The sequence below is a fragment of the Oryzophilus luti genome, from assembly GCF_059726245.1.
This window is the reverse complement of record NZ_AP040874.1, coordinates 662,599-686,985: the sequence shown is the minus strand read 5'-3', so window position 1 is coordinate 686,985 and position 24,387 is coordinate 662,599. Positions and strand designations below refer to the sequence as shown.

Here is a 24,387-nt window from a genome sequence, read left to right as displayed (position 1 = left end):
AGGTCAAACGAGAACGTGACCTGCCGTAGTTCTCACAGACGACGCAAAAGAGCATTGCGCGAAAACCCGAGTCATGCTATCGGCCGGGCACGCGCTCGTACAACTGCACCTCATCCTCAAACGTATGGACTACGGCGTAGTGATCCCGCAGGTAGCGGAGAAACGGCGCGAGGCTGTTCCCTAGAGCGTCCGATGCCTCGTTCGAGAAACTTCCTATCACGAAGCGGGCCTGCTCCCGCTCCATGCCCGCGATGGCCGTCTGCACCTGCTCCGGGCGCGTGTACCCGTTGGAGGTGAAGTATGGCACGCTCGCAGGATTGCGAAGCCCGAACTGGTATTGCAGATTTGAGCTTCCAAACAGCGCATCACCCGGACGAACCCGCTTCGCAATCTCGCAGGACTGCTCGTACTCCCACGGCTGCAAGACCGCGAACGCACCGCGAGGCCCGCTTACGATTCCTTTCCAGCGAAACACCATTGATGACATTTCTGCGCCGTACAACAGCACCAGCAGGCACGTAAGCACTCTCAATGCACGTCGCGACACCATCACACTTAGAAGCCATGTCGCAAGAATGAACGCGGGCACCGCCGCGCCCATCAGCCGGCCGGGCGTTGGTGCCGACGCAACGGAGAGCACCAGCACCGCCCCTGTGAAAGCATAAAGTGCGAGTTGGCGCCCATGCGGCCGCTCCCGCCAGCGTTGCGAACCCCGGCACACCACCGCCGCAAACGCGAGCACGAACAACGGCAGCGCCAACTTGATGACAGCCCATATAGCGACAGCGGCCCATGCGCGGATCGACGTGAAATGCAGTTCCCGCAACTCCTCGGCAAATGCGTGGAAGTTGTTCGCCCCGTCGAGCGGGTAATATCGCAGAGGGAAGACCACAACACTCTCCCATAGAGTGCGCGCCCCCGCCGCGTGAGCCAGATACGCGAGGATCACCACCAGCGGTGCCACGAACGACACGAGTAATGCGACGATTCGCTTCCATGCGCTGCGCAGCCCGTAACTCCAGACAAGGAAGCCGATGCATCCCAGCAGCACCGCCAGACCACGGCTCGAGGTGAACACGCTTGCGGCGGAAAGCAGCACCCCGGCCGCAGCAGCCCGCCAGGTGCTCTCGCCTTCTCCGAAGACGAGCACCGTCAACAGCACCAGCACGATGCTGTACGCGTGATGGCTACCGTCGAGATGAATTCGCAGACTCAAGGTGAGAAGCATCAAAGGCGGCAGCAGAGCCGCCCATCCGCTTAACACTCTGCGGGACAGTTCGTATGTGAGCACCACCGTCAGCACGCCTGCCAGCAACACTGCAACCTGCGGCAGCCAGATCGCAGGCCCCACCGCGCGCATGCAGGCATAGTAGAACCACTCGGTTCCGGGCAGGTTGAACTGGAACAGATCGCGGTAGAGAACTTCCCCGTGCAGCATGCGCTCGGCGTTGACGAGGTACATGGCCTGGTCGCCGTCGCGCCAGATGGGAACCAACGGCCAGATAAATAAGTGCAGGTAGAGAAAGAGGAATGACGTGCCAGCAACAATCGTGCGGCCAATAACTGGCGACGGCCATTGCTCATCAACGGCAGGACAAAATGACGCAGACCCGAGGCCGACTGTCGCAACACGCTCTGAATGTGCCGATTGCTCGCTCAATGTGCGCCCATTCTAGCAGTGGCTCTGGTTCACAACAAACGTATGCGCAGGCGCCCGGCAGCACTGCTGCCTGTGCGCCCGCGCATGGACTTTGACCCGAGTTACTGGACGGCCTCGATTGAGGAGACGACGAACGTCTTGCCCTTCATTTCGCCCGTGACCTTCACCTTCTTGCCGGCCAGCTCGTCGAACTTCTTCGCGTCACCGCTGACCAAGTACACCTTGCCTTCGGCAACTACCGCATACTTGGCGCCGTGCTTGATGCACTCGCGCACGCACTCGGCGTTCGACTTGCCAGCGATCATGTGCTTCTTGGTGCACATGTCGTCGGTCAGCACTCCGCTGATGGTGGTGGAAGCCAGCGCGGGCAGCGCCATGGTGAACAGCAACGCAACAGTCGCAATCATCTTCTTCATTTCAATTCTCCTTATCGGTTAAGTCCTAATTTCCGGTTTCAGCCTGAGGAAGCTGCTCGCGCCGCAGCGCGGGCTTCACCTCCCAATTCCACTTCCAGATGGCGAAGACCGGCGGATAGACGATCAGCTCCATCACGAAACTCGTCACAATGCCGCCAATCATCGGCGCGGCAATGCGCTTCATCACGTCGGCACCCGTGCCCGCAGACCACATGATCGGCAGCAGGCCGAACAGCATGCAGGCCACGGTCATCACCTTCGGACGCAGGCGCTTGACCGCACCGTGTTCGATGGCTTCGCGCAGGTCATGCCAGCTCTTCAGCCGTCCCGCGTCGCGTGCCTCGTGGTAAGCGAGGTCGAGATACAACAGCATGAACACTGCGGTTTCAGCGTCCACGCCCATCAGCGCGATGAGGCCCACCCACACGGCAACGCTCATGTTGTAGCCGAGCCAGTGCAACAGCCACACGGCACCGATAGCCGAGAACGGCACCGCCAGCAGGATGATGCAGGTCTTCACCGCCGAGCCCGTATTCGCATACAGCAGCAGAAAGACCAGGAACAGCGTGATCGGCAGCACCAGCTTCAACCGCTCGCGCACGCGCTGCATGGACTCAAACTGCCCGCTCCATACGAGCTGGTAGCCGGTCGGCACCTTTACTTTGTCGGCCACAATGCGCCGCGCCTCGTCCACGTAGCTGCCCACATCGCGCCCTGTAACGTCGACAAACACGTAGCCGCTCAGCCGTCCGTTTTCGTCGCGGATCATGCCCGGGCCGCTGCGCATGCTGATGGTCGCAATCTGCCCGAGCGGCACCTGCGCGCCGGAGGGCGTCGTCACCAGCACGCGGCTGAGCGTGTCAATGTCACTGCGGAAGTCGCGGTAGTAGCGCACGTTCACCGGGTAGCGTTCGCGGCCCTCCACGGTGGTGGTCACCGGCTCGCCGCCCACCGCGCTCATCAGCACGTTCTGCGCGTCGTCCACGGTCAGCCCGTAGCGGGCCAGTTCATTGCGCTTCAAGTCAAAGTCGAGGAAGTAGCCGCCGGTGGTGCGCTCGGCAAAGGCGCTTGCCGTGCCCGGTACATCCTTGAGCGCCGCTTCAACATCGCGGCCAATCCGCTCAATCTCCCCGAGATCGCTCCCCATCACCTTGATGCCAACCGGCGTGCGGATGCCTGTGCTCAGCATGTCGATGCGCGCCTTGATCGGCATGGTCCATGCGTTGGCCACGCCGGGGAATGTCACCGCCGCGTTCAGTCCGCCGGGGCCGTAAATCAGCTCGTCGGTGGAGATGTGATCGGGCCATGCGCGCCGCAGCATGCGCTGCACCCACTCCGGCGCGTGGTCGCTGTACCAGCGCTTCTTCTTCGGCCACTCGCTCTGCGGCTTCAGGACGATGGTCGTCTCCATCATCGAGTACGGCGCAGGGTCAGTCGCGCTCTCTGCGCGCCCCGCCTTGCCAAACACGCGCTCCACCTCCGGAAATGCACTGAGCGCCTTGTCCTGCTCCTGAAGGATGTGCGTTGCCTCTGCCACGGAGACACCCGGCAGCGTTGTCGGCATATAGAGCAGCGTGCCTTCATCGAGCGGCGGCATGAACTCCGATCCGAGCTTGTTGAAGACCGGAACGGTCGCCGCCATCATTGCAATGGCGGCCGCAATCGTCAGCCAGCGATACTCCAGCGCAAACTCCACCACCGGCTGGTAAAGCTTCATCAGCGGACGGCTGATGGGATGCGTCTCCTCGCTGTGAATCTTGCCGACGAGTACCGCGTTCACCACGCGCGCCAGCCACCGCGGACGGAAGCTGTACTCCTTCATGTGCGTGAACAACAGGCGCATCGCCGGATCCAGCGTGATGGCAAGCACCGCCGCAATAGCCATGGCCATGTTCTTGGTGAAGGCCAGCGGCTTGAACAGGCGGCCCTCCTGCGCTTCCAAGGCAAACACCGGCAGGAATGAAACGGCAATCACCAGCAGCGCAAAGAAGCTCGGCCCGCCAACTTCCTTGACGGCGGCGATGATGACCGAGTGGTAGTCTTCCTTGCGCCCGCTCTGCTCCCAGTGTTCGAGCTTCTTGTGCGTCTGCTCCACCACCACCACGGCGGCGTCCACCATGGCGCCAATAGCAACGGCGATACCGCCCAGTGACATGATGTTGGCCGTCATGCCCGAAAGCTGCATGGGAATGAAGGCAATCAGCACCGTCACCGGAATGGTGATAATCGGGATGGCCGCGCTCGGGAAGTGCCAGAGGAAGATCAGAATCACCAGACTGACGATGATGAGTTCTTCCATCAGCGTGTGCTTCAGGTTGTCGATCGATCGGTCGATCAGCTCCGAGCGGTCGTAGGTGGTGACGATCCTCAGCCCCTTGGGCAGCGACGGCTGTACTTCGGTGATCTTGGCCTTCACGCGCTCAATGACCTTCTCTGCGTTCTCGCCAAAGCGCATGATGACCACGCCGCCCACTGCTTCGCCACGACCGTCCAGTTCCGCAACACCGCGCCGCATCTCCGGCCCAAAGCTGACGGAGGCAAGGTCGCGCACGCGGATAGGCGTGCCCGTCTGCGTGTTGGCCATCACCACAATGTTGCGTATGTCGTCGAGCGAGCGCAGGTAGCCCTTGCCGCGCACCATGTACTCGCGCCCGGAGAACTCCACCAGCCGCGCGCCAATCTCGTTGTTCGATTTCTGTATCGCATCCGTCACCATCTGGATGGGAATGCGGTAGGCCAGCAGCCGGTTGGGATCGACGCTGACCTGGTATTCACGAACGAAGCCGCCTACGGGTGCGACCTCCGCCACACCCGGCACCGATTGCAGCGCGTACCGCAGATACCAATCCTGATAGCTGCGCATCTGGTCCAGACTGTATTGGCCGCTGTCGTCCACCAGCGCGTACTGGTACACCCAACCGACGGCGGTCGCATCCTTCGCCAGCTCAACATTCACGCCCTTGGGCAGTTTCGGCGTGACGGAGTTCAGGTATTCGAGCGTGCGCGAGCGCGCCCAGTAAATGTCCGTGCCCTCGTCAAAAATGATGTAGATGTACGAATAGCCGAAGTCGGAGAAGGCACGGATATCCTTCACCTTCGGCATGCCGAGCAGTGCCGAAGTGATCGGATACGACACCTGATCTTCGATGATGTCGGGGCTGCGGTCCCACTTGGCGTAAACGATCACCTGCGTGTCGCTCAGGTCGGGAATGGCGTCCAGTTTGGTGTTGCGCATGGCGTGCCAGCCGAAGACGGCGGCGATTGCCACCAGCATCAGCACCAGGAACTTGTGGCGCGCGCTGAATTCAATGATGTGGTCAATCACGCGCGCCTCCTAGCGTCCACCGCTCTTCAGGCGGCTTTCGGAATCGAGCAGGAAGTTGCCGGAGCTAACTACGGTCTCGCCCTTTTCCAGTCCGAACTCGATCACTGTCAGTCCGTCCACCGTTGGACCTACCGTCACTTCACGCGGCTCGAACTTGCCGTTCTCGTGCGCGACGAACACTATCTGCCGGGTGCCGCTGTTGAGCACCGCACCCTCCGGCACCACCAGGTGCTTGCCGTAGCGAACCTGCATCTCAACGTCGGCAAACATGTTGGGCTTCAGCAGAGCGCCACGGTTCGGCACGTCGATGCGGACCTTCGCCGTGTGCGTCTGCGGGTCCATGACCGGGTAGTTGTAGGTCACGCGCCCTTCGTATTCCTTGCCCGGGGCAAAGGTCAGCTTGATGCTTGCGTGCTGCCCCACCTTCACATACGGTAGGTCGGCCTCGTAAACGTCGGCCATCATCCACACCCGAGAGAGGTCGGTGATGGTGTAGATGTCCGTTGTGCCGTCAACCGAGATGTGTGGATAGGCCTTGCGATCCGTGATGTAGCCCGTCACCGGCGAGTAGATGGTGATGGTGCGTTGCGTCTGCCCGGTCTGGTCAAGATGACGAATCTGCTCGTCCGTCAGGTCCCACAGCTTCAAGCGCTCGCGTGCCGACTCCAGCAATGCCTGCGAGTTGTGCGCCACGTCCTTGAACTGCGAGTTGCCAAGCGACTGCACGCCGCGCCTCGCGATGAGGTATTCATCCTGCGTCGCCACAAGGTCGGGACTGTAGAAGGTGAACAGCGGCTGGCCGCGCTTCACCATCTGCCCGACGAAGTCTGCATACACCTGCTCAATCCAGCCGGCGGTCTTCACGTGTACGTGGCTGATGCGCGTCTCATCCGCAGCAACCACGCCTGAAGTGCGCAGCGTGCGCGTTACATCTTTCTCGTCCACCTGCGTCAGCGTCACGCCCAGCGTGCGCTGCCGCTCCGGCGAGACAGTGATCATGCCGTCCTCAACGCTCCCCTGCCCTTCGTACATCGGCACCAGGTCCATGCCGCAGTCGGGCGCAATGCCCGGCTTGTCCGACTTGTAATTCGGATGCATCGGGTCATACCAGTAGAGAACCTTCTTGCCGGCTGCCGTCGCACCGGCATTCGCGTCGTCTGCGTATTTCGGCACCAAATCCATGCCATCCGGAGCCTTGCCGGGCTTGTCGAAGTGGTGCTCGGGGTTCATCGCGTCATACCAGTACAGAACCTTGCGTTCCCCCGGCTGCGACGCCGAGCTCTGCTGTCCGCCCAGGTGCAGCAGGCGGCTGCTGATCAGGCTTCTGCTGAAGACCACCGCCAGCACTAGCGCAGCAATGGCCACCACCGCCAGCGTGCGAAGAATTACATTCGCTTTCATTACTTCGCCTCCATTTCGGACTGGCGGAGGTCGCCGGTCAGGGCCTGCATGCGCGCCAACGCCGACTCGTAGTCAGCAAGCTGCCGCTGATAATCAATGCGGTATCCGTGAATGGCCGTCAGGTTCGTGACCACCGAGAGCAGGTCGGCTTGCCCGGTCGAGTACGACGCCTGCGTGGATTCCAGTGTCAGCTCTGCCTGCGGAATTACCGTGGAGTCGTAAAGCTGCATCATGCGGTCGGCGCTCGCGGCCACGGTGTAGGCCTGCTTCAGCTCAAACGCCAGCTCGCGATGCCGCGCCTCGTGGCTCTTCTCGGCGGCCGCCAACTCCAGCTTCGCCTGCTCCACCTGCTCGCGTTGCTTCGTCTTGTAGAAGATGGGAATGTTGGCCGTGAATTGCATGCCGTACATATCCGGCATGCCCGCGCGCTGCTGATACATGTATCCCACGGAGAGGTCCGGCGTGTATTCCTTGCGGGCCATTGCAACCGCTACCTTCTCCCGCGCGATCATGCTCTGCTCGCGCGCCAGCATTGGGTCGCCCGTCTCTGCCGCCGTCGAAAGCTCTGCCATCTGTGGCAGCGGCTCTTGCACCAGCTCATCCGGCGGCGCCAGCGGAGAATCCGCCGCGCGTCCCATCAGTGTGTTCAGCCGCGCAACGGCCACCTCGCGCTGCTGCTCTAGGCCAACCGTCTTCTGCAGCAGCATGGTGATCTCCAGTTGCGCGCGCAACACGTCCGACTGTGCGGCCTTGCCCACCCTGTAGCGCGCTTCGGTAATCTCCGCCAATTGGTTCAGCCGAGCCCGCGTCAGCGTGGTAATCTCCAGCGCCCTGCTCGCGTAGGCGTATTCGTAATAGGCGCTCCGGGCGTCTGCGGTCAGGCGGCGGCGCACCGCCGTTTCATCGGACCGGCTCACATTCACTTCCGCACGCGCCATCTCGCGGCGCAGTTCCCGCTTGCCGCCCAGCGGCAGCATCTGCATGGCCGTTATGCCGCGATAGCTCGACGGATCGCTGTCCATCACCTTGAACGGCACCGCCGACCCCATGTAGGAGACGCCCACGGTCGGGTCAGGCAACTGCCCCGCAACCCCCACCGCACGCTCCCGTGCCTTGATTGTCTGCTGCACGCTGGTCAGCGCCGGATGATCTGCCAGCACCTCGCGCACAACGTCATCGAGTTTCAACCGCGCAGTACCCGCCTCCGCAGGCTTCGTATCACCTACATTAGGCGTCTGCGCCAAGGCTGCCGCCGAAAGCAGCAGCGCCATCAGAATGTTTCGTAACATGGCCCTTCTCTCGTCAGAAAACTGAATACAGGTACGCGAAGGCGCAGAGGCCTTCGTACGTCAGTCGACGAAAGAGGTAACTAGATTTGGAAGGTACAGAGTCTGGCTTGAGGCTCCGCCAGTGGAGGTGGGGTATTGACGGCCTCAATCAGAGCTTCGCGGGACTGAGGCTTTACCACGGTCGCGGTCTCAACCAGCGCGCTCTGCGGCGCTACGGTGGTGACAACTGTTTTCGTCTCGCTGGGAGGCTGTGGACGCGCGCTTTCCACTTTGCAGCACGGCGGCAGGCTGTTGGAGCGGGCCTGCACACCTTGCAGCCGCTTCAGCATTTTGGCCATCATGGGGCAACCCGGCGGGCAGTGCATCACTTTCCCGCCCATCGTCATGGGGCCGCACGTTGTGAGCGCAAACGTCATCGCAGGCGAGAGCAGCACCACCGCCATCACCAAAGCCGCAACCAGTTTGTGCGTCACTCGCATGTGTTCAATCCTAGGCAGGAACCCGGCACCGAAGCTGTGGTTCCAGTCACAGCCAGTATACTTCGATTCCCATTTGCGCCAAGGGGATGCGGAAACTTCTCCTCCCCGGCAGCTCCCTTCATGAGACGCAGCACCTACACAAAGGTTAGGGCCGCCTCTCGGACGGCCCTGTGCGGGGGATACTTTGACAATCAGCGTGCGCGGCGTTCGCGCGCTGCTTCCCGCATCTGCTTCTCAATCTCCGCATACTGCTTCTTCTGGTCGTCATTCAGCACGGCGTTGATCTTCTTGTCGCTCTCCGCAAAGATGCCCTTCATCCGGCTCGCCTTCTGGAACGGGCGCAGTGAGCCATCATTACGCAATGTCAGCAACTGCTGCTGGCGGTCGGCAATGACCGGCTGAATCTTTTGTACCTGGTCGTCGGACAGGTTCAGCTTTTCAGCAAGCATGTTGGTTACCTGCTCGGGCGATGGCAGCGCAGGCTTGCCTTCCTCCTGCGCCAGCAACGCCGTTCCAGCGAGCAGCGTGACCAGTAGCACTCCGAGGGCAGCGAATCGAATTCTCATGGGTCAGTCCTTGAGCGTGATTTTGTAACACTCCCGTTCTAACCCAGCACGGCCCCGGTTGTTTGTAAGGAAGTGTCAGTCGAAGCGAGGCTCTCGCGCAGGCTGCTGCTCGTCTATGCGCGTGCCAATTCTCTACAGGTCTTTCGCCGCCCGGCTCGCCTTCTCCCGTAGTGTCTGAAGGCATTCCCCCGCAGCCTGCAGCGTCGCCTCCGTCTTGGCAAAGTGGAAGCGCACAAGATGATTCACCGGCTCATGGAAGAAGCTGGAGCCGGGCACAGCGGCCACGCCGACCTCGCGCGCCATCCATTCGCAGAACGAAACATCATCGGGCCAGCCGAACTCGGAAATATCCACCATGACGTAATACGCACCCTGCGGCCGCGAGTATTTCAGCCCCGCAGCGTCAAGTCGGCCGAGAAACAGGTCGCGCTTGGCGGTATAGATCTCAAGTAACTCGTCGTAATAGCTGTCCGGCAGCTCCAGGCCCGCCACGGCAGCGGCTTGCAGCGGAGCCGCAGCGCCCACCGTCAGAAAATCGTGCACCTTGCGAGCCTCGCGCACCACGGCGCCGCTGGCAATGATGTATCCGAGCCTCCACCCGGTGATGGAATAGGTCTTTGATAGCGAGCTACACGAGATCGTGCGCTCGAACATCCCCGGCAGCGACGCAAAGTAGGTGTGCTTGTGCGGCGCGTAGACGATGTGCTCATACACCTCGTCAGTCAGCACCCAGGTATCGAACTCCTCCGCCAGTTCCGCAATGTAAAGCAGTTCCTCTCGCGTAAAGACCTTGCCCGACGGGTTCGCCGGGTTGCACAGGACCAGCGCCTTCGGCCGCTGTTCAAACGCCCTGCGCAACTCCGCCGGATCAAAGCCGAACTCCGGGGGATGCAGTTCGACATAGATCGGCTCGCATCCGGTCAGGATCGCGTCGGCCGCATAATTCTCGTAGAAAGGCGAGAATACGATGACCTTGTCACCCGGATTGCAGGCGGTCATCATCGCCGCCATCATGGCTTCCGTGCTGCCACAAGTGACCACGATGTTCTCGTCGGCGTCGACGGGAAGCCCCATGAAGCGCGACTGCTTGCGTGCCAGCGCCTCACGCAGCGGAGCCGCACCCCAGGTCACCGCGTACTGGTGCGGTCCCATCCGCGCCGCGCGTTCTGCGGCTTTGAGCACTGCCTCCGGCGGGTCGAAATCCGGAAATCCCTGCGAGAGATTAATGGCACCGTATTCGTTGGCGACGCGCGTCATGCGTCGAATGACGGACTCGGTGAAGCTCTGGGTACGAAGACTTGTCTGCGGCATGTTTGTTGACTAGAACCCCTGCGGACGTTCGCCCGCCACATTGAATTGCTTTTCCAGCGCCAGCCCCGCGCTGCCGAGCGTGCCCTCGTCAAACAGCCGCCCGATCAGCGTGACGCCGTGCGGCACGCGCCGCGCGGGCGAGAACTTCGGCAGCGGACGTTTCGCATCCGGCGCCCAATCGCTACGCGCTTCGCTGACCTCGACAAAGCCCGCACGCAGCGTCAGCGACGGATGCCCCGTGAAGTTCGCAATGGTCATCATCTCGTCGCGCAGTGAAGGCACGAGCAGCAGATCGACCTCGTTCATGATGCGGGCCATCTCTTCCGCCACCCGGCGACGCAGGCGGTCGGCCTGCACAAAGTCCACGGCGGAGAGGAAACGTGCTTGCCGGAAGATGTTCGGCCACGCGTCCGCAACCTGCATCTTCAGCTCTCCCACGCGACCATCCAGCGTAATCTCCTCGAAGGCCGCTGCGGCCTCCGCGAACAGAATTGTGTTCAGCGAACCATACGGCCAATCCGGCAGGGAGACCTCTACCAGCTTCATCCCCGCTGTTTCCGCGGCCTTCAGCGCTGCGCGATCCACCTCCGTCGCGGGCGGCTCCTTCATCCAACGAGGGAAATACCCCACGCGCAGTCCGGCCACGCTGGCCTTCGCGTCAAAGTGCAATGGAGCATCCTTACTAGCAAGGTCGCCGGCATCACGCCCCGCAATGGCCCGCAGCACCAACAGCGTGTCTTCCACCGAGCGCGTCATTGGCCCCAGCTTGTCGAGCGACCAGCAGAGGGTCATTGCGCCAGTGCGCGGCACGCGCCCGAATGTGGGACGCAGCCCGGTGAGTCCGCAGCGCATTGAGGGGCTAATGATGCTGCCTTCGGTTTCGCTGCCGATTGCGAATGCCACCAGCCCCGCGGCGGTTGCCGCGCCCGGCCCCGCGCTCGAACCGGAAGCGCCTTCTTCCAGACACCACGGATTCATCGTCTGCCCGCCGAACCAAACGTCATTCAGCGCCAAGGCTCCAAGGCTCAGCTTCGCGCTCAGCACCGCTCCGGCTTCATTCAGTTTGCGAACCACCGCGCTATTTTGCTGCGGTACGCGGTTGCGGAATGGCTCGGCACCGTAGGTGGTGGCGATGCCCGCGGTGTCGAGCAGGTCTTTCACTCCATACGGAATGCCGTGCAACGGCCCACGATAGTGGCCCGCAGCAATCTCCGCATCCGCCTGCTTCGCCTGTGCCCGCGCATGCTCGGCCGTCACGGTGATGACGCAGCGCAGCTTTGAATCGAATTGCGCAATGCGTTTGAGATAGATTTCTGTGAGCCGCGTGGAGCTGAGTTGGCGCCGCTCAATCCAGCGGGAGAGCTGGGAGACAGGGGCGAATGCGATGTCGGCGTCGTTTGCAGGAAGCGGTCCAGCATCGCCATCGCTGCGTACAAAGCGATCAGCAAGCGCCATCGCCTTCACCTGCGGCAGCATCGGATTCCACTCGGTCGCCGGAGTCACCGAATCAGGCAGCGCAACCTTGCGCGGACCGTTGCGGCGCTCGGGCAAGGCGCCCATGTTGGCGCGCCAACTTGCCGCCGCCTGCGAAAGCTCCGCGTCGGTCATGTGCGTTTGCACCAGCTTTTCTGCCTCTCGCAACGTGGTTGCCGAAACCTCCGGCCCCACCTGTGGCCCGGCGCCCCACGCCGGAGGCGCGCCCGGTGTCTGCTGCGTTGCCTGCGGCTCCTGCGCCGCCGCCTTTGGTGACAAGGCTGCTCCTGCCAGCCCCGCCGACGCCACTGCCAGAAATTCCCTACGCGTCTTGCTCACGGCCTCTCCTCTCACGCACTCCACAGGTGCGTCTGGTACAGCCTGATTGAGACTGCTGATCGCATCTGCACGCCGCTGTCGACGTTCCCCAAAATACGCCAAAGCAAACAACCGCTCGCTGCCGTCAACACCCCGCGGCGTTAAATGCCTGCTCAAGGTCGGCAATGATGTCGTCGGCATCCTCCAGTCCGACCGAAAGCCGCACTAGGCCATCCGCAATGCCCAACTTGCGGCGCACCTCCGGCTCCACGTCTGCGTGCGTGGTGGAAGGCGGATGCGTGATGAGCGTTTCCAGACCGCCCAAGCTCTCTGCGCGCGAACAAAGCTGCACCGCGTTCAGCATGCGCACCGTCGCGTCAAAGCCCGCCTTCAGTTCAAAGGCAATCATGCCGCCCGGTGACTTCTGCTGACGTTCCGCCAGTTCCTTCTCCGCCGCCGAACACAGCCCCGGATAGTACACGCGCTCCACCGCCGGGTTCTGCAACAGCCACGCGGCAATCTTCTGCGCGTTTTCGCAGTGCAGCTTCATACGTGCCGGCAGGGTCTTCATCCCCTGCAGCAGCAGCCAGGCTTCAAACGGAGCCTGCGTCGTGCCCAGCGTCTTGCGGATCAGCCGGAAGCGTTCCAGCAGCGTCTCATCCCGCGAGGCCAGCGAGCCCCCCACGGTCGCATTGTGGCCATCAATGTACTTTGTGGTCGACATTACGGTGATGTCCGCGCCCAGATCGAGCGGGCGTTGCAGCACCGGCGTCATAAAGGTGTTGTCGACGGCGAGCAGCAGGCCGTGACGCTTGGCAATCACCGCGCAGGCCGCAATGTCCGTGAGCTTGAGCGTTGGGTTGCCTGGCGATTCGACAAAGATGATCTTGGTCTCCGGACGGATGGCGGCTTCCACATTGCGGGTATCCGAGCTATCCACGAACGACGATGTGACCGCCAGGTTATCCAGCACTTCACGAAACAGCCGCATGGTTCCGCCGTAGACCACATCGGTCAACACCACGTGGTCGCCCGCCTTCAGCACCGAGAGAAACAAGGTTGTGACCGCGGCCATTCCTGTGCGGAAACACACGGTCTGCGGCGCATCTTCCAGCGCGCCCAGCGCCTTTTCGAGCGCATCTACCGTGGGGTTGGCAACGCGCGAATAGCTGAAGCCCTTGTCGACTCCGACTGCGTCGTGGACAAACGTGCTGGTCTGATAGAGCGGGAACAGAATGGAGCTGGCGTGTGAATCAAGCGTGCGGCCGCCGTGGATGGCTACCGTTGAAGTCTTCCAATCTTTCGTGGACACGAAATGCAATCTCCCAGGCTGAATTCGTTGGAGTTCAGAAACAACATTGCCGCCGGAGTATGTCCCAGGCGGCCGCCAAGCTGGAGATTGCGAACGAACTCACAAATCCGAAGCTGGCCGGTTGCCGCTTGGGCAACACATGGCCATGGTCATTCGAATTGCGGGATTCTTCGTCATGAACTAGTGCTCTCCGCCTCAGGCTGCTTGTTTGGTGAGTCTGCTTCGGAAAAAGAGTTGCCTTAGGATAGCGGCACCACCCTGGTCGATGCAAGCCCCCCTACCAGCGGTGCGGTGAACACTCCGCAGCTTTCCACTGGGCCCGAGGTCGATAATTGCGCCGGATTCTCAAGCGATCAATTTCAACGAGACGCATCCATCCAAGAGCCGATCAGCAGCGGTGCCAACATGGCTCAGGTAGGCCTGAGGCTAACGAACGGCATATCTGGCAGGCGCCGCACTTGGCATTACCATACAAACTGAAAGTTGGAAGCCGAGAATCCTTCTGACACTCGTCCCTCCGCAGCAAAGATGTACATAGCTGCCGCAAACACCTGCTGCGCAGAGAACAATACTATGGCAAGAAATATCCAATAGATGACGGCTCCAGCCAATGCGAAGCGGGGCAGGTAGTTGAATCGGCTACGTTGGCAGTCACGAGCCGGATGCGGAAAGCGCCATACTGCTAGGCATTGGAATAGTGCCACTTGCATCGGCCAGGAAGCGACGGGAAACTGACCGTCGAATACCGCCAACCGTTTGATTTACTTAGCACTTGGAGATAAACGATGAAGACACTGCCAACGCCGGGAGGGACGAAAAGCGGACAAAAGAATGGCTCCTCAGGTAGGACTCGAACCTACAACCCTCCGGTTAACAGCCGGATGCTCTGCCATTGAGCTACTGAGGAGTATTGTGCGGGCGATGGTTGATCGCCGCTTCCAAATTGTATGAACCGATTGTAACCAGCCTTGGCGCACGGCGTCAATCGCGCGCTGGATTTTCTGTGTGGAAAAACTTTGCGCGCTCCGGAAGCCGAGTGTTCACGCCTGTTTTCCCGCTCTAATCCTTGCCCAGAAAGATGACGTAGCTGCACTCCCACAGCGCGGTTGGAATGGAGCCGCGCGCGGCGGTGGTGAGAAGGATGTTGTAGTCGCCGCTCAAAGGAATGCTGTTGATGACCGATGGAGACTCGGCTGGCCCCAGTTCCGCAAGGTATTCCAGAAAGTGAAAAACATCCGCGTCGGCGACATAGGCGTTCGAGAGGAAGCTGATCTCGCTGCTATCCGCGGCAAAGTGCCATGCCAGCGAAGCCGCCAGCGAAATGGCCTCTTCATACTCTTCCGCAGAGAGTTGCTCCGGGCGTGGATTGTCAAAAACAATGCGCAGCTTGCGCTCGTCCTCGCGCGTGAACTCTCGCACCTTCAGAGCGTTGCTCTTGGCCGTGGACTTCCAGTCGACATGGCGCGCTGAATCCTCCGGCTGGTAGTCGCGAATAAGGTAGAGGTCGTTGCCTCGCCCGCGTACGTAGCTCTCCAGCTCTCCGGTGATGGTGGGCAATACGGCAAAAAACTCCGCCGTGGTCTCCACCGCCGGAAACACCAGCACATCCTCCGTGAGCGGCACCACGCGCGTCTTCACCAGGAACGAGAACGGAAAGCGCGTGGAGAGTCCGAGTCCCTGCTGGCGATAGCGTCCACGGCGAGGAAAGTTCAGGTCCAGTTCACTGGTGATGGTCTGTCGCGCTGGCAGGTAGGGCAGGTAGATGCGTCCCTCGAAGATGGGTGGCAATCCTGGCGGTATTGGGATGCGGTCAATCACGACATCCGGCCAGCGCAAGATGGGTTTGCGCCCGGTGCGTGGCGACGGATACACAAAAGTTGACCGGCGCCAGCGGTATTCCACCTTCTTCTTCTCCGGCGGAGGCACCACGCTGATGGAGAACGATGGCAGCCATCGCCGCGGATTCCGCACCTGCACACTGCCGGAGTAACCGCGCTGCGCGAAGATGTGCGGCGGCAACACCAGCTCCACCTCAAGCCCTTTCAGCACCGCGGCGGAGGCAATGCCGCTGACCAGCACGGCGCCGAGCATGACCGCCACCACGATGAACAGCAGGTTGTTGCCGGTGTTGAGCGCGCCCACTGCGATCAGGATAGTAAGGACGAGGTAGATGACGCCTTCGCGGGTCACCTCGTAGTTCAGCGCTTCATGCAGGCGTCCGGCGGCCACGCGCCGCGCCAGGTACGGCACAGTTAACAGGCCGACCATGGCGGCCAGCACCAGTGCGGAAGTAGCCAGCACGGCGGTTGAAATCAAGTCTCCACGTTCGGCGCTGGCGGTGGAGAGCAGCGCTGCGGCAAAGGCGAGCGCCAGCCCGCCCAATGCCACGAGAAAGCGCACCCAAGCCTCCCGTTCAACCTTGGAGAACATCAGGCTCAGCCACCGATTCATGCAAGAACGATAGCAGAGATTTGCGCGCGGCTGCGATTTATGCAATTTTCATGCTTCGCAAGCCTGTCTGCTTCCGAAACACACGGCGCAGCCCCTATACTTTTACTCAGCACTCGACTTCATCCGGCGCTCTCACGCGCCTTTGGGATTCCGAAATGCAAGTACTTTTTGAGTGGAAGCAGGAATACAGCGTCTCCGTCTCACGCTTTGATGCAGAACACAAGGTGCTGTTTGCCCTGATCAATGAATTGAACGAGGCCATGTGTGCCGGCCAGGGGCGCCTCGTGATTGGCCGCGTACTGCAGCAACTGCTGGCCTACACGCGCAATCACTTCGCAGCCGAAGTCTCCGCCATGCGGATGGCCGGCTACCCGGAGACCGCCGAGCACATTGCCGAGCACGTAAAGCTGACGCACGAAGTCGAAAAATTTCTCGACGAATACGAGGCCGGAAGCAGAAACATGTCCATGGAAGTGCTCTACTTCCTCCGCGACTGGCTGGAAAAGCACATCATGGAGACCGACCGCAAATACGCCGAATCGCTCCACGCCGCCGGCATTCGCTAGCGCGCTCGACCACAGAGAAACAGCTTCGCGCTTCACTTCGAGACTGCAAACAGAACGGGCGGGATGCAATGCATCCCGCCCGAAGTTTTTGCGGCCGAACCGTGCTACTTGGTGGCTCCGCCGGTCATTCCCTTCTTCTCTTCCAGCGCCGCCTGCGCCGCCGCCAGCCGCGCGGTCAGCACGCGGAACGGCGAGCAGGAAACGTAGTTGAGTCCGGTGCGGTGGCAGAACTTCACCGACTCCGGCTCGCCGCCGTGTTCGCCGCAGATGCCCAGCTTGATTGTCGGGCGGGTCTTGCGGCCCTTCTCGGCAGCCATCTTTACCAGCTGGCCCACGCCTTCCTGATCCAGCACAGCGAACGGGTCCTGCTTCAGGATGCCTTCCTTCATGTAGATGGGAAGGATCTTGTTGACGTCGTCGCGCGAGAAGCCGAACGTCGTCTGCGTCAGGTCATTGGTGCCGAAGCTGAAGAACTCGGCCTCCTCGGCGATCTGGTCGGCCATCAGCGCAGCGCGCGGCAGCTCGATCATGGTTCCGACGAGGTAGTCGATCTTCGTGCCCTTCTCCTTGAAGACTTCGTCAGCCACACGGCGGACAATCGTCGTCTGGTGGCGCAGTTCCTTCAGCGAGCCGGTCAGCGGGATCATGATCTCCGGCATCACCTTCACGCCCTTTTTGCTGACGTTGACGGCGGCCTCAAGAATGGCGCGCGCCTGCATCTCGGTGATCTCCGGATAGGTGATACCCAAACGGCAGCCGCGGTGGCCGAGCATCGGGTTCAGCTCGTGCAGCTCTTCCACGCGCTCCAGCAGCTTGCGCAGCTCCTTCAGCTTCGGAGACTTCGGCTTCAGGATTTCCAGCTTCGCAATCTCCACCATCAGCGACTCGCGGCTGGGCAGGAACTCGTGCAGCGGCGGGTCAATGGTGCGGATGGTGACGCCGTATCCGTCCATCGCCTTGAACAAGCCTTCGAAGTCCTTGCGCTGCATGGGCAGCAGCTTCTTCAGGGCGATGCGACGGTCCTTCTCGTTGTCCGCCAAAATCATGGCGCGCATGTGCGGCAGGCGGTCTTCGGCAAAGAACATGTGCTCGGTGCGGCACAGGCCAATGCCTTCGGCGCCGAAGGCCTGCGCGGCCTTGGCGTCGCGCGGAATGTCGGCGTTGGTGCGGACCTTCATGGTGCGGTGCTCATCGGCCCAGCCCATGAACTGAACCAGCTTCGGGTCCTTCGGATCGCCCGGCAGCATGGCGGCCTGCCCGGCAATCACGCGGCCGGTGGAGCCGTCGAGCGAGAGCCAGTCGCCTTCATGGAAGACCTTGCCGGCCACGCGCATTTCCTTCTTCTTCTCATCCACCTTCACATCGCCCGCGCCGGCCACGCAGCACTTGCCCATGCCACGCGTGACCACCGCCGCGTGCGAGCTCATGCCGCCGCGCGAGGTCAGAATGCCGGCCGCCACTTCCATGCCGTGAATGTCTTCCGGCGTGGTTTCGCCACGGACGAGGATGACCTTCTTCATCTTGCCCTTGTGCACCATGGCCACGGCTTCATCGGCGGTAAAGACGATCTGACCAACGGCCGCGCCCGGCGACGCCGGCAGGCCCTTGGTCAGCACCGCGTCCTTGCCCAGCGACTTGTCGTCGATGCGCGGGAAGAGGAACTCGACCACCTGGTTCGGCTCCACGCGGAGGATGGCTTCCTCCTTCGTGATGAGGCCTTCGCTCACCATATCGATGGCGACGCGGACCGCCGCCAGGCCGGTGCGCTTGCCGTTGCGGGTCTGCAGCATGTACAGGCGGCCGTCCTGAATGGTGAATTCGAAGTCCTGCATGTCGCGGTAGTGCTTTTCCATGCGCGAGGTGATCTCATGCAGCTGCTTGTAGACGTCCGGCATGATCTTGTTCAACTCGCCGATGTTGACCGGCGTGCGTACGCCGCTGACGACGTCCTCGCCCTGCGCGTTCATCAGGAACTCGCCCCAGAACTCCTTGGCGCCGGTAGCCGGGTTGCGCGTGAAACCCACGCCCGTGCCGCTTGTCTCGCCCATGTTGCCGAAGACCATGGCCTGCACGTTGACCGCCGTGCCCAGCATGTCGTCAATGTTGTTCATGCGGCGATAGACCTTGGCGCGGTCATTCTGCCAGCTGCGGAACACGGCGTCACGGGCCATCACAAGCTGCTCACGCGGGCTCTGCGGAAAATCAATTTTGGCAAACTTCTTGACGACCTTCTTGTACTCGGCGATGACTTCCTGCAGCGCCTTGGCGTCGAGTTCGGTATCGAGCTTGACCTTCTTCTGTGCCTTCTTCTTGTCGAACACTTCCTCGAAATGCGACTTTTCAATGTCGAGCACCACGTTGCCGAACATCTGGATGAGGCGGCGATAGCTGTCGTAGGCAAAGCGCGGATTCTGCGTGCGCGCCTTCAGGGCCTCCACCGACTCGTCGTTCAGGCCAAGGTTCAGGATCGTGTCCATCATGCCGGGCATGGAGAACTTGGCGCCCGAGCGCACCGAAACCAGCAGCGGATTCTCGCCGGCGCCGAGCTTCTGGCCCTGCAACTGTTCAAGGCGGGCCAGCGCGGCATCCATCTGCGCATCCACTTCGCTGGAAAGCTTGCCGTGCATGTATTCACGGCAGGCGTCGGTCTGGATGGTGAAGCCCGGAGGGACGGGCAACCCGGCGTTGGTCATCTCGGCCAGTCCGGCGCCCTTGCCGCCCAGCACGTCCTTCATGCTTCCGTTGCCTTCGGCCGAGCCGCCACCGAAGAAGTACACATACTTCACGACATTCGCACTAGAAGTTGACATGGTCATCGCTCTCTTGTTTGCGCCCGCGCGCGCTGCCAGCAGCAGACGGCGCACACGACCGCTCTATGGGTCTCTTCTTCTCATCGAACATGGAATAGAGCTTCGATGCGTTTACCAACTGCGATATGACGAATTACGAATGCAAACAGCAGTACCGCGATCAATCACTGCAACCACAGGGTCTGTCTGCTCAACGCACGAAATGTCTCGGCGCGAGCCACCGAACATTGTATTCCTCCGCCGCCGGAATCAGGACCCTGTCTTGCGTCTCAAGGTGGCAGCGGCGTTCCACAAAAAAACGCCGGGCACTCAGCCCGGCGTTTGGAACTACGATGACTTCCTTTCGGTAACGATCTCGCTGAAATCAGCGATGCCGCTCACGCTCCCGAATAGCAGGTGCAGCAGGCTGAGCCGGCGTTTCCGCACCTGCTCATCGTCCACCATCACCATCACGTCGTCAAAGAACTTGTCGAGCGGAGCCCGCAGGGTTGCCACTTTCGCCAGAGACGCGGCGTAGTCGGCGCGGTTCTCGTGGATGAACTTCGCCACGGCTACGCCCTGCTCGGCCAGCATGCGCTCGCTGCCGGCCTCGTACTCCGCCAGCTTGGCTTCCACGGCGGCAAATTCCGCCGCGAAATCCGCAGCCACATCCGCCAGCAACTGCTTCTCTTCCGCCTGCTTCAGAATGTTCTTGATGCGCTTGAAGCTGGCGGCGATGGCGTCGAAATCTTCCGTGCCGCGAACCTCGGCGACGGCCTCGGCGCGGCGCACCGCGTCGGGCACATTATCCGCCCCGCTGGCGAGCACGGCGTTCACCACGTCATAGGCAAAGCCGCGCGCGTCACGCAGGTAGAACTCCAGCCGCTCGTGGAAGAACGCGCGAATATTCTCCGTGTACTTCGCCTTCTGCTCCGCCGTCAGCTCCATCGGCTTCGTATCTGGCAGCACGTCAATCGCCGTGGTGTACTGCACCAGCGCGTGCTCCATCAGCTTCACAAGGCTCAGAGTCAGGTTGTGCTCGGCCAGAATCTTGACGATGCCGTTGGCGGCGCGGCGCAGCGCAAACGGGTCCTTGGAGCCGGATGGCACCATGCCGAGGGCAAACATGCCGGCGATGGTGTCAGCCTTGTCGGCCACGGCCAGCACCGCGCCTTCCAGCGTGCGAGGCACGCTGTCTTCCATGCTCGTCGGCTTGTAGTGATCGTAGATGGCGGTGCCGATGGCGGCATCCAAGCCCTGCGCCGTGGCGTACAGGCCGCCAATCACGCCCTGCAACTCGGTGAATTCCTTCACCAGCTCGGTCGTCAGGTCGGTCTTGGCCAGCAGCGCGGCCTTGTGCACAATGCCCGGACGGAATTCCGGCTGCAGCTCCTTCACGCGCGCCGAAATCAGGCTCGCCAGGTGCTGCGTGCGGATTGCCTTCTCGTAGTAGCTGCCCAGTTCCTTCTGGAACGTGACGCTCTTGAGCCACTCCACGCGATCACGCAGCGTGTGCTTCTGGTCGGTGTTCCAGAAGAAGCGCGCGTCATTGAAGCGGGCGCGCAGCACGCGGGCGTTGCCGTGGCGGATGATCTCCGCGCCTTCCTTATCGGCCTGCGTGTTCAACACCGCCAGAAAGTGCGGTGCCAGCTTACCCTGCGCGTCTTCAATGGCAAAGTAATTCTGGTGGTCGCGCATCACGGTCACCAGCACTTCTTCGGGCAGCGTCAGGTACTCGCTCTCAAAGGTGCCTAGAATGGCCGTCGGAAACTCCGTCAGGTTCGTGACCTTGGCGAGCAGCGGCGTGTCCTCGCGCCAGCGCGCGCCGGGGACTGTGCGCGTCGCCGCGTCGAGTGCCTTGCGAATGCGGTACTCGCGCTTGGCGCGGTCGGCAATCACCGAGGCCTTCTCCATCGCCGCCGGATACTCGCTCGGAGCATTCAGCACAACTTCACCTTTGGAGAGCACGCGATGTCCACGCGAGACCTTGCCTGCCGTGATGCCCGCAAACTCCACCGGCACCACTTCGTTGTCGAGCAGCGCGACCATCCAGCGCACCGGACGCACAAAACGCTCTGGCTTGCCCAGGCGCCAGTACATGTTCTTCGCCCAGTAAATGCCCGCAATTTCCTTGGGCAGCAGCTCGGTCAGCAGCTCTTTCGCCGGACGCCCCTTCTTCACCACCTTGGCGGAAAGGTACTCGCCCTTCGGCGTGGTCATGCGCTCAATCTGGTCAAGTTCCACACCGGCCTTCTTGGCAAAGGCATGCGCGGCGGGCGTCGGCTGCCCGTCCTTGTAGGCCACCTTCACGGCCGGTCCCTGGAGCTGTTCTTCCATGTCCGGCTGCGAGAGGCTGACGTTGTGCGCAATGACCGCCAGGCGGCGCGGCGTCGAGTAGGCTTCAATTTCGGGCGCGGCGGAGAGATGCTCGCGCTCCAGCAGCTCGCGCACGCGGCGCGCAAGCTCTTCGCTGGCGGCGTCAATCATGCGCGCCGGAATTTCATCGGTACCGATTTCTAGCAGAAAATCTGGCATTTCCAACCCGTTCTCGGTTCGCGCTTCTCTGCGGGCGAACCGGATGAATCTGCAATCTCAACTGGCGCATGCACGCGGCACGCGCGCTGCCTACGCCTTGGCTTCCGCCTCGTGCGCTTCGCTCTGCGCGGCCTGCTGGTCGGTAAAGGCCTTGGCCACCGCCACCGCCAGGTTGCGGATGCGCGCAATCACGCCCACGCGCTCGGTCACGCTGATGGCGCCACGCGCGTCGAGCAGGTTGAACAGGTGCGAGCACTTCAGGCACAGGTCGTAGGCCGCCAGCAGCGGGAAGCGGCGGCGTTCGAGCGGCGCAAACTTCGGCGCGTCATCCGCAGGCTCGCCCTTCTTCGGCTTCTTCACGTATGCGCCCTTGGCGTAAACATCCACCAGCGCCTGGCACTCGGCCTCGTAGGCGTTCAGGTGAGCCCACAGCTTGTCCACGTCGGCGTATTCAAAGTTGTAGGTGGAGTACTGCTCCTCATCGGCCAGGCGCACGTCGCCGTACTTGATGGGGCGGCCATCCGGCGCGTAGACCCACACGATGTCATAAATCGAATCGACATCCTGCAGGAAGGCCGCAATGCGCTCCAGTCCGTAGGTCAGCTCCGAGCACATCGGGTCCAGGTCGATGCCGCCGCACTGCTGGAAGTAGGTGAACTGCGTGATCTCCAGACCGTCGAGCATCACCTGCCAGCCCACGCCCCAGGCACCCAGCGTCGGAGACTCCCAGTTGTCTTCTTCAAACTTCACGTCGTGCTTGCTCAGGTCGATGCCGATGGCGGCCAGCGACTGCAGGTAAAGCTCCTGCACGTCCTGGCGGGGTGGCTTCAAAATCACCTGATATTGCGTGTGCTTGTAGAGGCGGTTCGGGTTCTCGCCGTAACGTCCGTCGGCCGGGCGGCGCGAAGGCTGCACGTAGGCCACGTCATACGGTTTGGGGCCCAGCACGCGAAGGAAGGTCTCCGGCGACATGGTGCCGGCGCCGACCTCCACATCATGCGGCTGCTGTAGTACGCAGCCCTGCTTGGCCCAGAATTCCTGCAGCTTCAGGATCAGTTCCTGAAAAGTGAGCGGTCTTTGCGAAGATGAGTTCAAGTCTGCCTGCCGTTCCTAGTCCAGCTTTTCCAACTGCGATGCGGTCACCAGGCGGCGATCCAAATGCCGCGAAAGGATCTGCATCAGAAACTTGCGGAGGTCCGCGCCCTGTTCGCGCGTCCAGCGGCTGCCATCAATCGTCTCCAGCCGCGCGCGGAACATCTGCGCCGCGATCTGTCGCGACTCGGCGCACATCTCGCTGGAGGCGATACGCCGGTCGTTCTGGCACACCAACCCGTCGGCCATCGCGTGGAACCACGCGCGCTGCCCTTCGAGCTTGCGCCCGCAGGTCATGCAGGCATCCAGCTCCGGCAGAAAGCCCATCAGGCGGACCATCCAAAGATCAAAGTACGTCAGCGGCATCCAGATGCCGCCGGAGCGAAGCGCCTCTACGACGTTCCAGCTCAGGCGAAAGACGGCGTCGTTGGCCTCGCGGTCGGGGAGCATCTCGTCGAGCATCTCCGCCACATGGCCCAGGGCCACGGCTCGCGGATAATCGACGGCGTCGGCCAGCGGCGAACTGAGCACCTCGCAGGAGTCAAGCCTTGCCAGCTCCTGCCGCTCGCGGTCGTCCCATGTGGCGCGCACGCGCGTCAGCGGCTCCAGAGCACCCCCAAAGCGGCGGCGGCTCTTCTTTGCCGACTTCGCAATGCCCTTCACCTTGCCTTCGGCGCGGGTAAATAGCGTGACCAGAAGGTCCGCCTCGCGCAGCGGCCAGGTGCGCAACACAATCGCTTCGGACTGCTTGAGCGCCATCGTCGACCCGCGATTGCGTGCGCGTCACACCAGCTTCCAGCGCGCAAAAACGCAACCGTCTCGCAATCAATTCATTCTAGCGGAGCCGCCGCCAAGTGAAAAGCAAAGCAGTGAAAAACAGGGATTAGGGGCTAGCGGTTAGGGATTAACAGATAGAACGCAGGGCCTGCAAGGCCTTGGGTGCCCCTGAGCCTGTCGAAGGGTTCGCCGAGTGCCGGGTGCCCCAGGTTCGCCGAGCAACGCGAGGTTAACCTGGGACGCGAGAAGACTCCCGGTCTGGCACTCGCAAAGAACGTGAAAAGGCGCGCCCCGCAGGACGCGCCTCTCACTCAAATCTCAACTTCCGTTAACGGCCGTAATACTTCGCGTTGCGCTCGGCGTACTGCTTCCACTTCTCCGGAAGGTCGTCGAGGGCGAAGATGGCCGAGACGGGGCAAACCGGGACGCAGGCACCGCAATCGATGCACTCAGCCGGATCGATGTAGAGCATCTCTTCGGTGGCGTGCGCGGCCTCGTCCTTCTTGGGGTGAATACAGTCAACCGGACAGGCGTCCACACACGCTGTGTCCTTGGTTCCGATGCAGGGTTCTGCGATGACGTATGCCATTTGTGTCAGCTTCCTTTGTTAGTTAGATGCACTCGCTG

General features: G+C 61.8%; 17 protein-coding genes and 1 tRNA gene. 1 reads left to right on the top strand and 17 read right to left on the bottom strand.

The genetic code is table 11. The features are described 5' to 3' along the window. Positions 1 to 76: 76 nt before the first annotated feature. The 12 genes from AC6IZO_RS02975 to AC6IZO_RS02920 all read right to left on the bottom strand — a co-directional run bounded on the left by AC6IZO_RS02975 (position 77) and on the right by AC6IZO_RS02920 (position 16,001). The gene (locus AC6IZO_RS02975) at positions 77 to 1,660 is read right to left on the bottom strand and encodes a hypothetical protein (protein WP_497807856.1); all 1,584 of its coding nucleotides are present in this window, start codon (positions 1,658 to 1,660) and stop codon (positions 77 to 79) included. Between the two features lie 101 nt (positions 1,661 to 1,761). Then, positions 1,762 to 2,076, bottom strand: a complete 315-nt coding sequence (locus tag AC6IZO_RS02970) for a hypothetical protein (protein WP_497807854.1) — start codon at positions 2,074 to 2,076, stop codon at positions 1,762 to 1,764. A gap of 25 nt (positions 2,077 to 2,101) precedes the next feature. Further along, entirely contained in the window at positions 2,102 to 5,401 is a 3,300-nt protein-coding gene (locus AC6IZO_RS02965; RefSeq protein WP_497807852.1) for an efflux RND transporter permease subunit, read from the bottom strand. A gap of 9 nt (positions 5,402 to 5,410) precedes the next feature. Further along, entirely contained in the window at positions 5,411 to 6,802 is a 1,392-nt protein-coding gene (locus AC6IZO_RS02960; protein WP_497807850.1) for an efflux RND transporter periplasmic adaptor subunit, read from the bottom strand. Further along, on the bottom strand, positions 6,802 to 8,091 hold the full coding sequence (locus AC6IZO_RS02955; protein ID WP_497807848.1) for a TolC family protein: 1,290 nt from the start codon (positions 8,089 to 8,091) through the stop codon (positions 6,802 to 6,804). The genes AC6IZO_RS02960 and AC6IZO_RS02955 overlap by 1 nt, the downstream gene beginning before the upstream one ends. 80 nt (positions 8,092 to 8,171) lie before the next feature. Beyond that, complete coding sequence (locus AC6IZO_RS02950; protein WP_497807846.1) at positions 8,172 to 8,570, bottom strand: hypothetical protein; 399 nt, start codon at positions 8,568 to 8,570, stop codon at positions 8,172 to 8,174. Between the two features lie 191 nt (positions 8,571 to 8,761). After that, positions 8,762 to 9,136, bottom strand: a complete 375-nt coding sequence (locus AC6IZO_RS02945; protein ID WP_497807844.1) for a hypothetical protein — start codon at positions 9,134 to 9,136, stop codon at positions 8,762 to 8,764. A gap of 132 nt (positions 9,137 to 9,268) precedes the next feature. After that, positions 9,269 to 10,447, bottom strand: a complete 1,179-nt coding sequence (locus AC6IZO_RS02940) for a pyridoxal phosphate-dependent aminotransferase (RefSeq protein ID WP_497807842.1) — start codon at positions 10,445 to 10,447, stop codon at positions 9,269 to 9,271. Between the two features lie 9 nt (positions 10,448 to 10,456). Continuing rightward, positions 10,457 to 12,259: an amidase gene (locus AC6IZO_RS02935; RefSeq protein ID WP_497807840.1), complete on the bottom strand. Its 1,803-nt coding sequence runs from the start codon at positions 12,257 to 12,259 to the stop codon at positions 10,457 to 10,459. A gap of 124 nt (positions 12,260 to 12,383) precedes the next feature. Further along, positions 12,384 to 13,550, bottom strand: a complete 1,167-nt coding sequence (locus AC6IZO_RS02930) for a trans-sulfuration enzyme family protein (protein WP_497807838.1) — start codon at positions 13,548 to 13,550, stop codon at positions 12,384 to 12,386. Between the two features lie 832 nt (positions 13,551 to 14,382). Further along, positions 14,383 to 14,457 (bottom strand) — tRNA-Asn (locus AC6IZO_RS02925). 152 nt (positions 14,458 to 14,609) lie between these two features. Continuing rightward, on the bottom strand, positions 14,610 to 16,001 hold the full coding sequence (locus AC6IZO_RS02920) for a DUF58 domain-containing protein (RefSeq protein ID WP_497807836.1): 1,392 nt from the start codon (positions 15,999 to 16,001) through the stop codon (positions 14,610 to 14,612). A 155-nt stretch (positions 16,002 to 16,156) separates the two neighbouring features. Between AC6IZO_RS02920 and AC6IZO_RS02915 the strand changes: the two genes are divergently transcribed. Then, positions 16,157 to 16,567: a bacteriohemerythrin gene (locus tag AC6IZO_RS02915; RefSeq protein WP_497807834.1), complete on the top strand. Its 411-nt coding sequence runs from the start codon at positions 16,157 to 16,159 to the stop codon at positions 16,565 to 16,567. Between the two features lie 104 nt (positions 16,568 to 16,671). On the opposite strand, the gene ppdK is transcribed toward AC6IZO_RS02915, so the two are convergent. The 5 genes from ppdK to AC6IZO_RS02890 form a co-directional block, all read right to left on the bottom strand. Continuing rightward, positions 16,672 to 19,377, bottom strand: coding sequence for a pyruvate, phosphate dikinase (gene ppdK / locus AC6IZO_RS02910; protein ID WP_497807832.1), 2,706 nt, complete (start codon positions 19,375 to 19,377; stop codon positions 16,672 to 16,674). A 327-nt stretch (positions 19,378 to 19,704) separates the two neighbouring features. Continuing rightward, on the bottom strand, positions 19,705 to 21,891 hold the full coding sequence (glyS, locus tag AC6IZO_RS02905) for a glycine--tRNA ligase subunit beta (protein WP_497807830.1): 2,187 nt from the start codon (positions 21,889 to 21,891) through the stop codon (positions 19,705 to 19,707). A 90-nt stretch (positions 21,892 to 21,981) separates the two neighbouring features. Continuing rightward, entirely contained in the window at positions 21,982 to 22,986 is a 1,005-nt protein-coding gene (locus AC6IZO_RS02900) for a glycine--tRNA ligase subunit alpha (protein ID WP_497807828.1), read from the bottom strand. A gap of 15 nt (positions 22,987 to 23,001) precedes the next feature. After that, positions 23,002 to 23,742, bottom strand: a complete 741-nt coding sequence (gene recO, locus AC6IZO_RS02895) for a DNA repair protein RecO (RefSeq protein WP_497807826.1) — start codon at positions 23,740 to 23,742, stop codon at positions 23,002 to 23,004. A 346-nt stretch (positions 23,743 to 24,088) separates the two neighbouring features. Then, the gene (locus tag AC6IZO_RS02890; protein ID WP_497807824.1) at positions 24,089 to 24,349 is read right to left on the bottom strand and encodes a 4Fe-4S dicluster domain-containing protein; all 261 of its coding nucleotides are present in this window, start codon (positions 24,347 to 24,349) and stop codon (positions 24,089 to 24,091) included. Positions 24,350 to 24,387 lie beyond the last annotated feature (38 nt).

Bases quoted from the DNA above. Each gene is read 5' to 3' on its own strand.
- AC6IZO_RS02970 (WP_497807854.1), bottom strand. From the start codon at position 2,076: ATGAAGAAGATGATTGCGACTGTTGCGTTGCTGTTCACCATGGCGCTG.
- AC6IZO_RS02960 (WP_497807850.1), bottom strand. From the start codon at position 6,802: ATGAAAGCGAATGTAATTCTTCGCACGCTGGCGGTGGTGGCCATTGCT.
- AC6IZO_RS02955 (WP_497807848.1), bottom strand. From the start codon at position 8,091: ATGTTACGAAACATTCTGATGGCGCTGCTGCTTTCGGCGGCAGCCTTG.
- AC6IZO_RS02950 (WP_497807846.1), bottom strand. From the start codon at position 8,570: ATGCGAGTGACGCACAAACTGGTTGCGGCTTTGGTGATGGCGGTGGTG.
- AC6IZO_RS02945 (WP_497807844.1), bottom strand. From the start codon at position 9,136: ATGAGAATTCGATTCGCTGCCCTCGGAGTGCTACTGGTCACGCTGCTC.
- AC6IZO_RS02940 (WP_497807842.1), bottom strand. From the start codon at position 10,447: ATGCCGCAGACAAGTCTTCGTACCCAGAGCTTCACCGAGTCCGTCATT.
- AC6IZO_RS02920 (WP_497807836.1), bottom strand. From the start codon at position 16,001: ATGAATCGGTGGCTGAGCCTGATGTTCTCCAAGGTTGAACGGGAGGCT.
- AC6IZO_RS02915 (WP_497807834.1), top strand. From the start codon at position 16,157: ATGCAAGTACTTTTTGAGTGGAAGCAGGAATACAGCGTCTCCGTCTCA.
- ppdK (WP_497807832.1), bottom strand. From the start codon at position 19,377: ATGTCAACTTCTAGTGCGAATGTCGTGAAGTATGTGTACTTCTTCGGT.
- glyS (WP_497807830.1), bottom strand. From the start codon at position 21,891: ATGCCAGATTTTCTGCTAGAAATCGGTACCGATGAAATTCCGGCGCGC.
- recO (WP_497807826.1), bottom strand. From the start codon at position 23,742: ATGGCGCTCAAGCAGTCCGAAGCGATTGTGTTGCGCACCTGGCCGCTG.
- AC6IZO_RS02890 (WP_497807824.1), bottom strand. From the start codon at position 24,349: ATGGCATACGTCATCGCAGAACCCTGCATCGGAACCAAGGACACAGCG.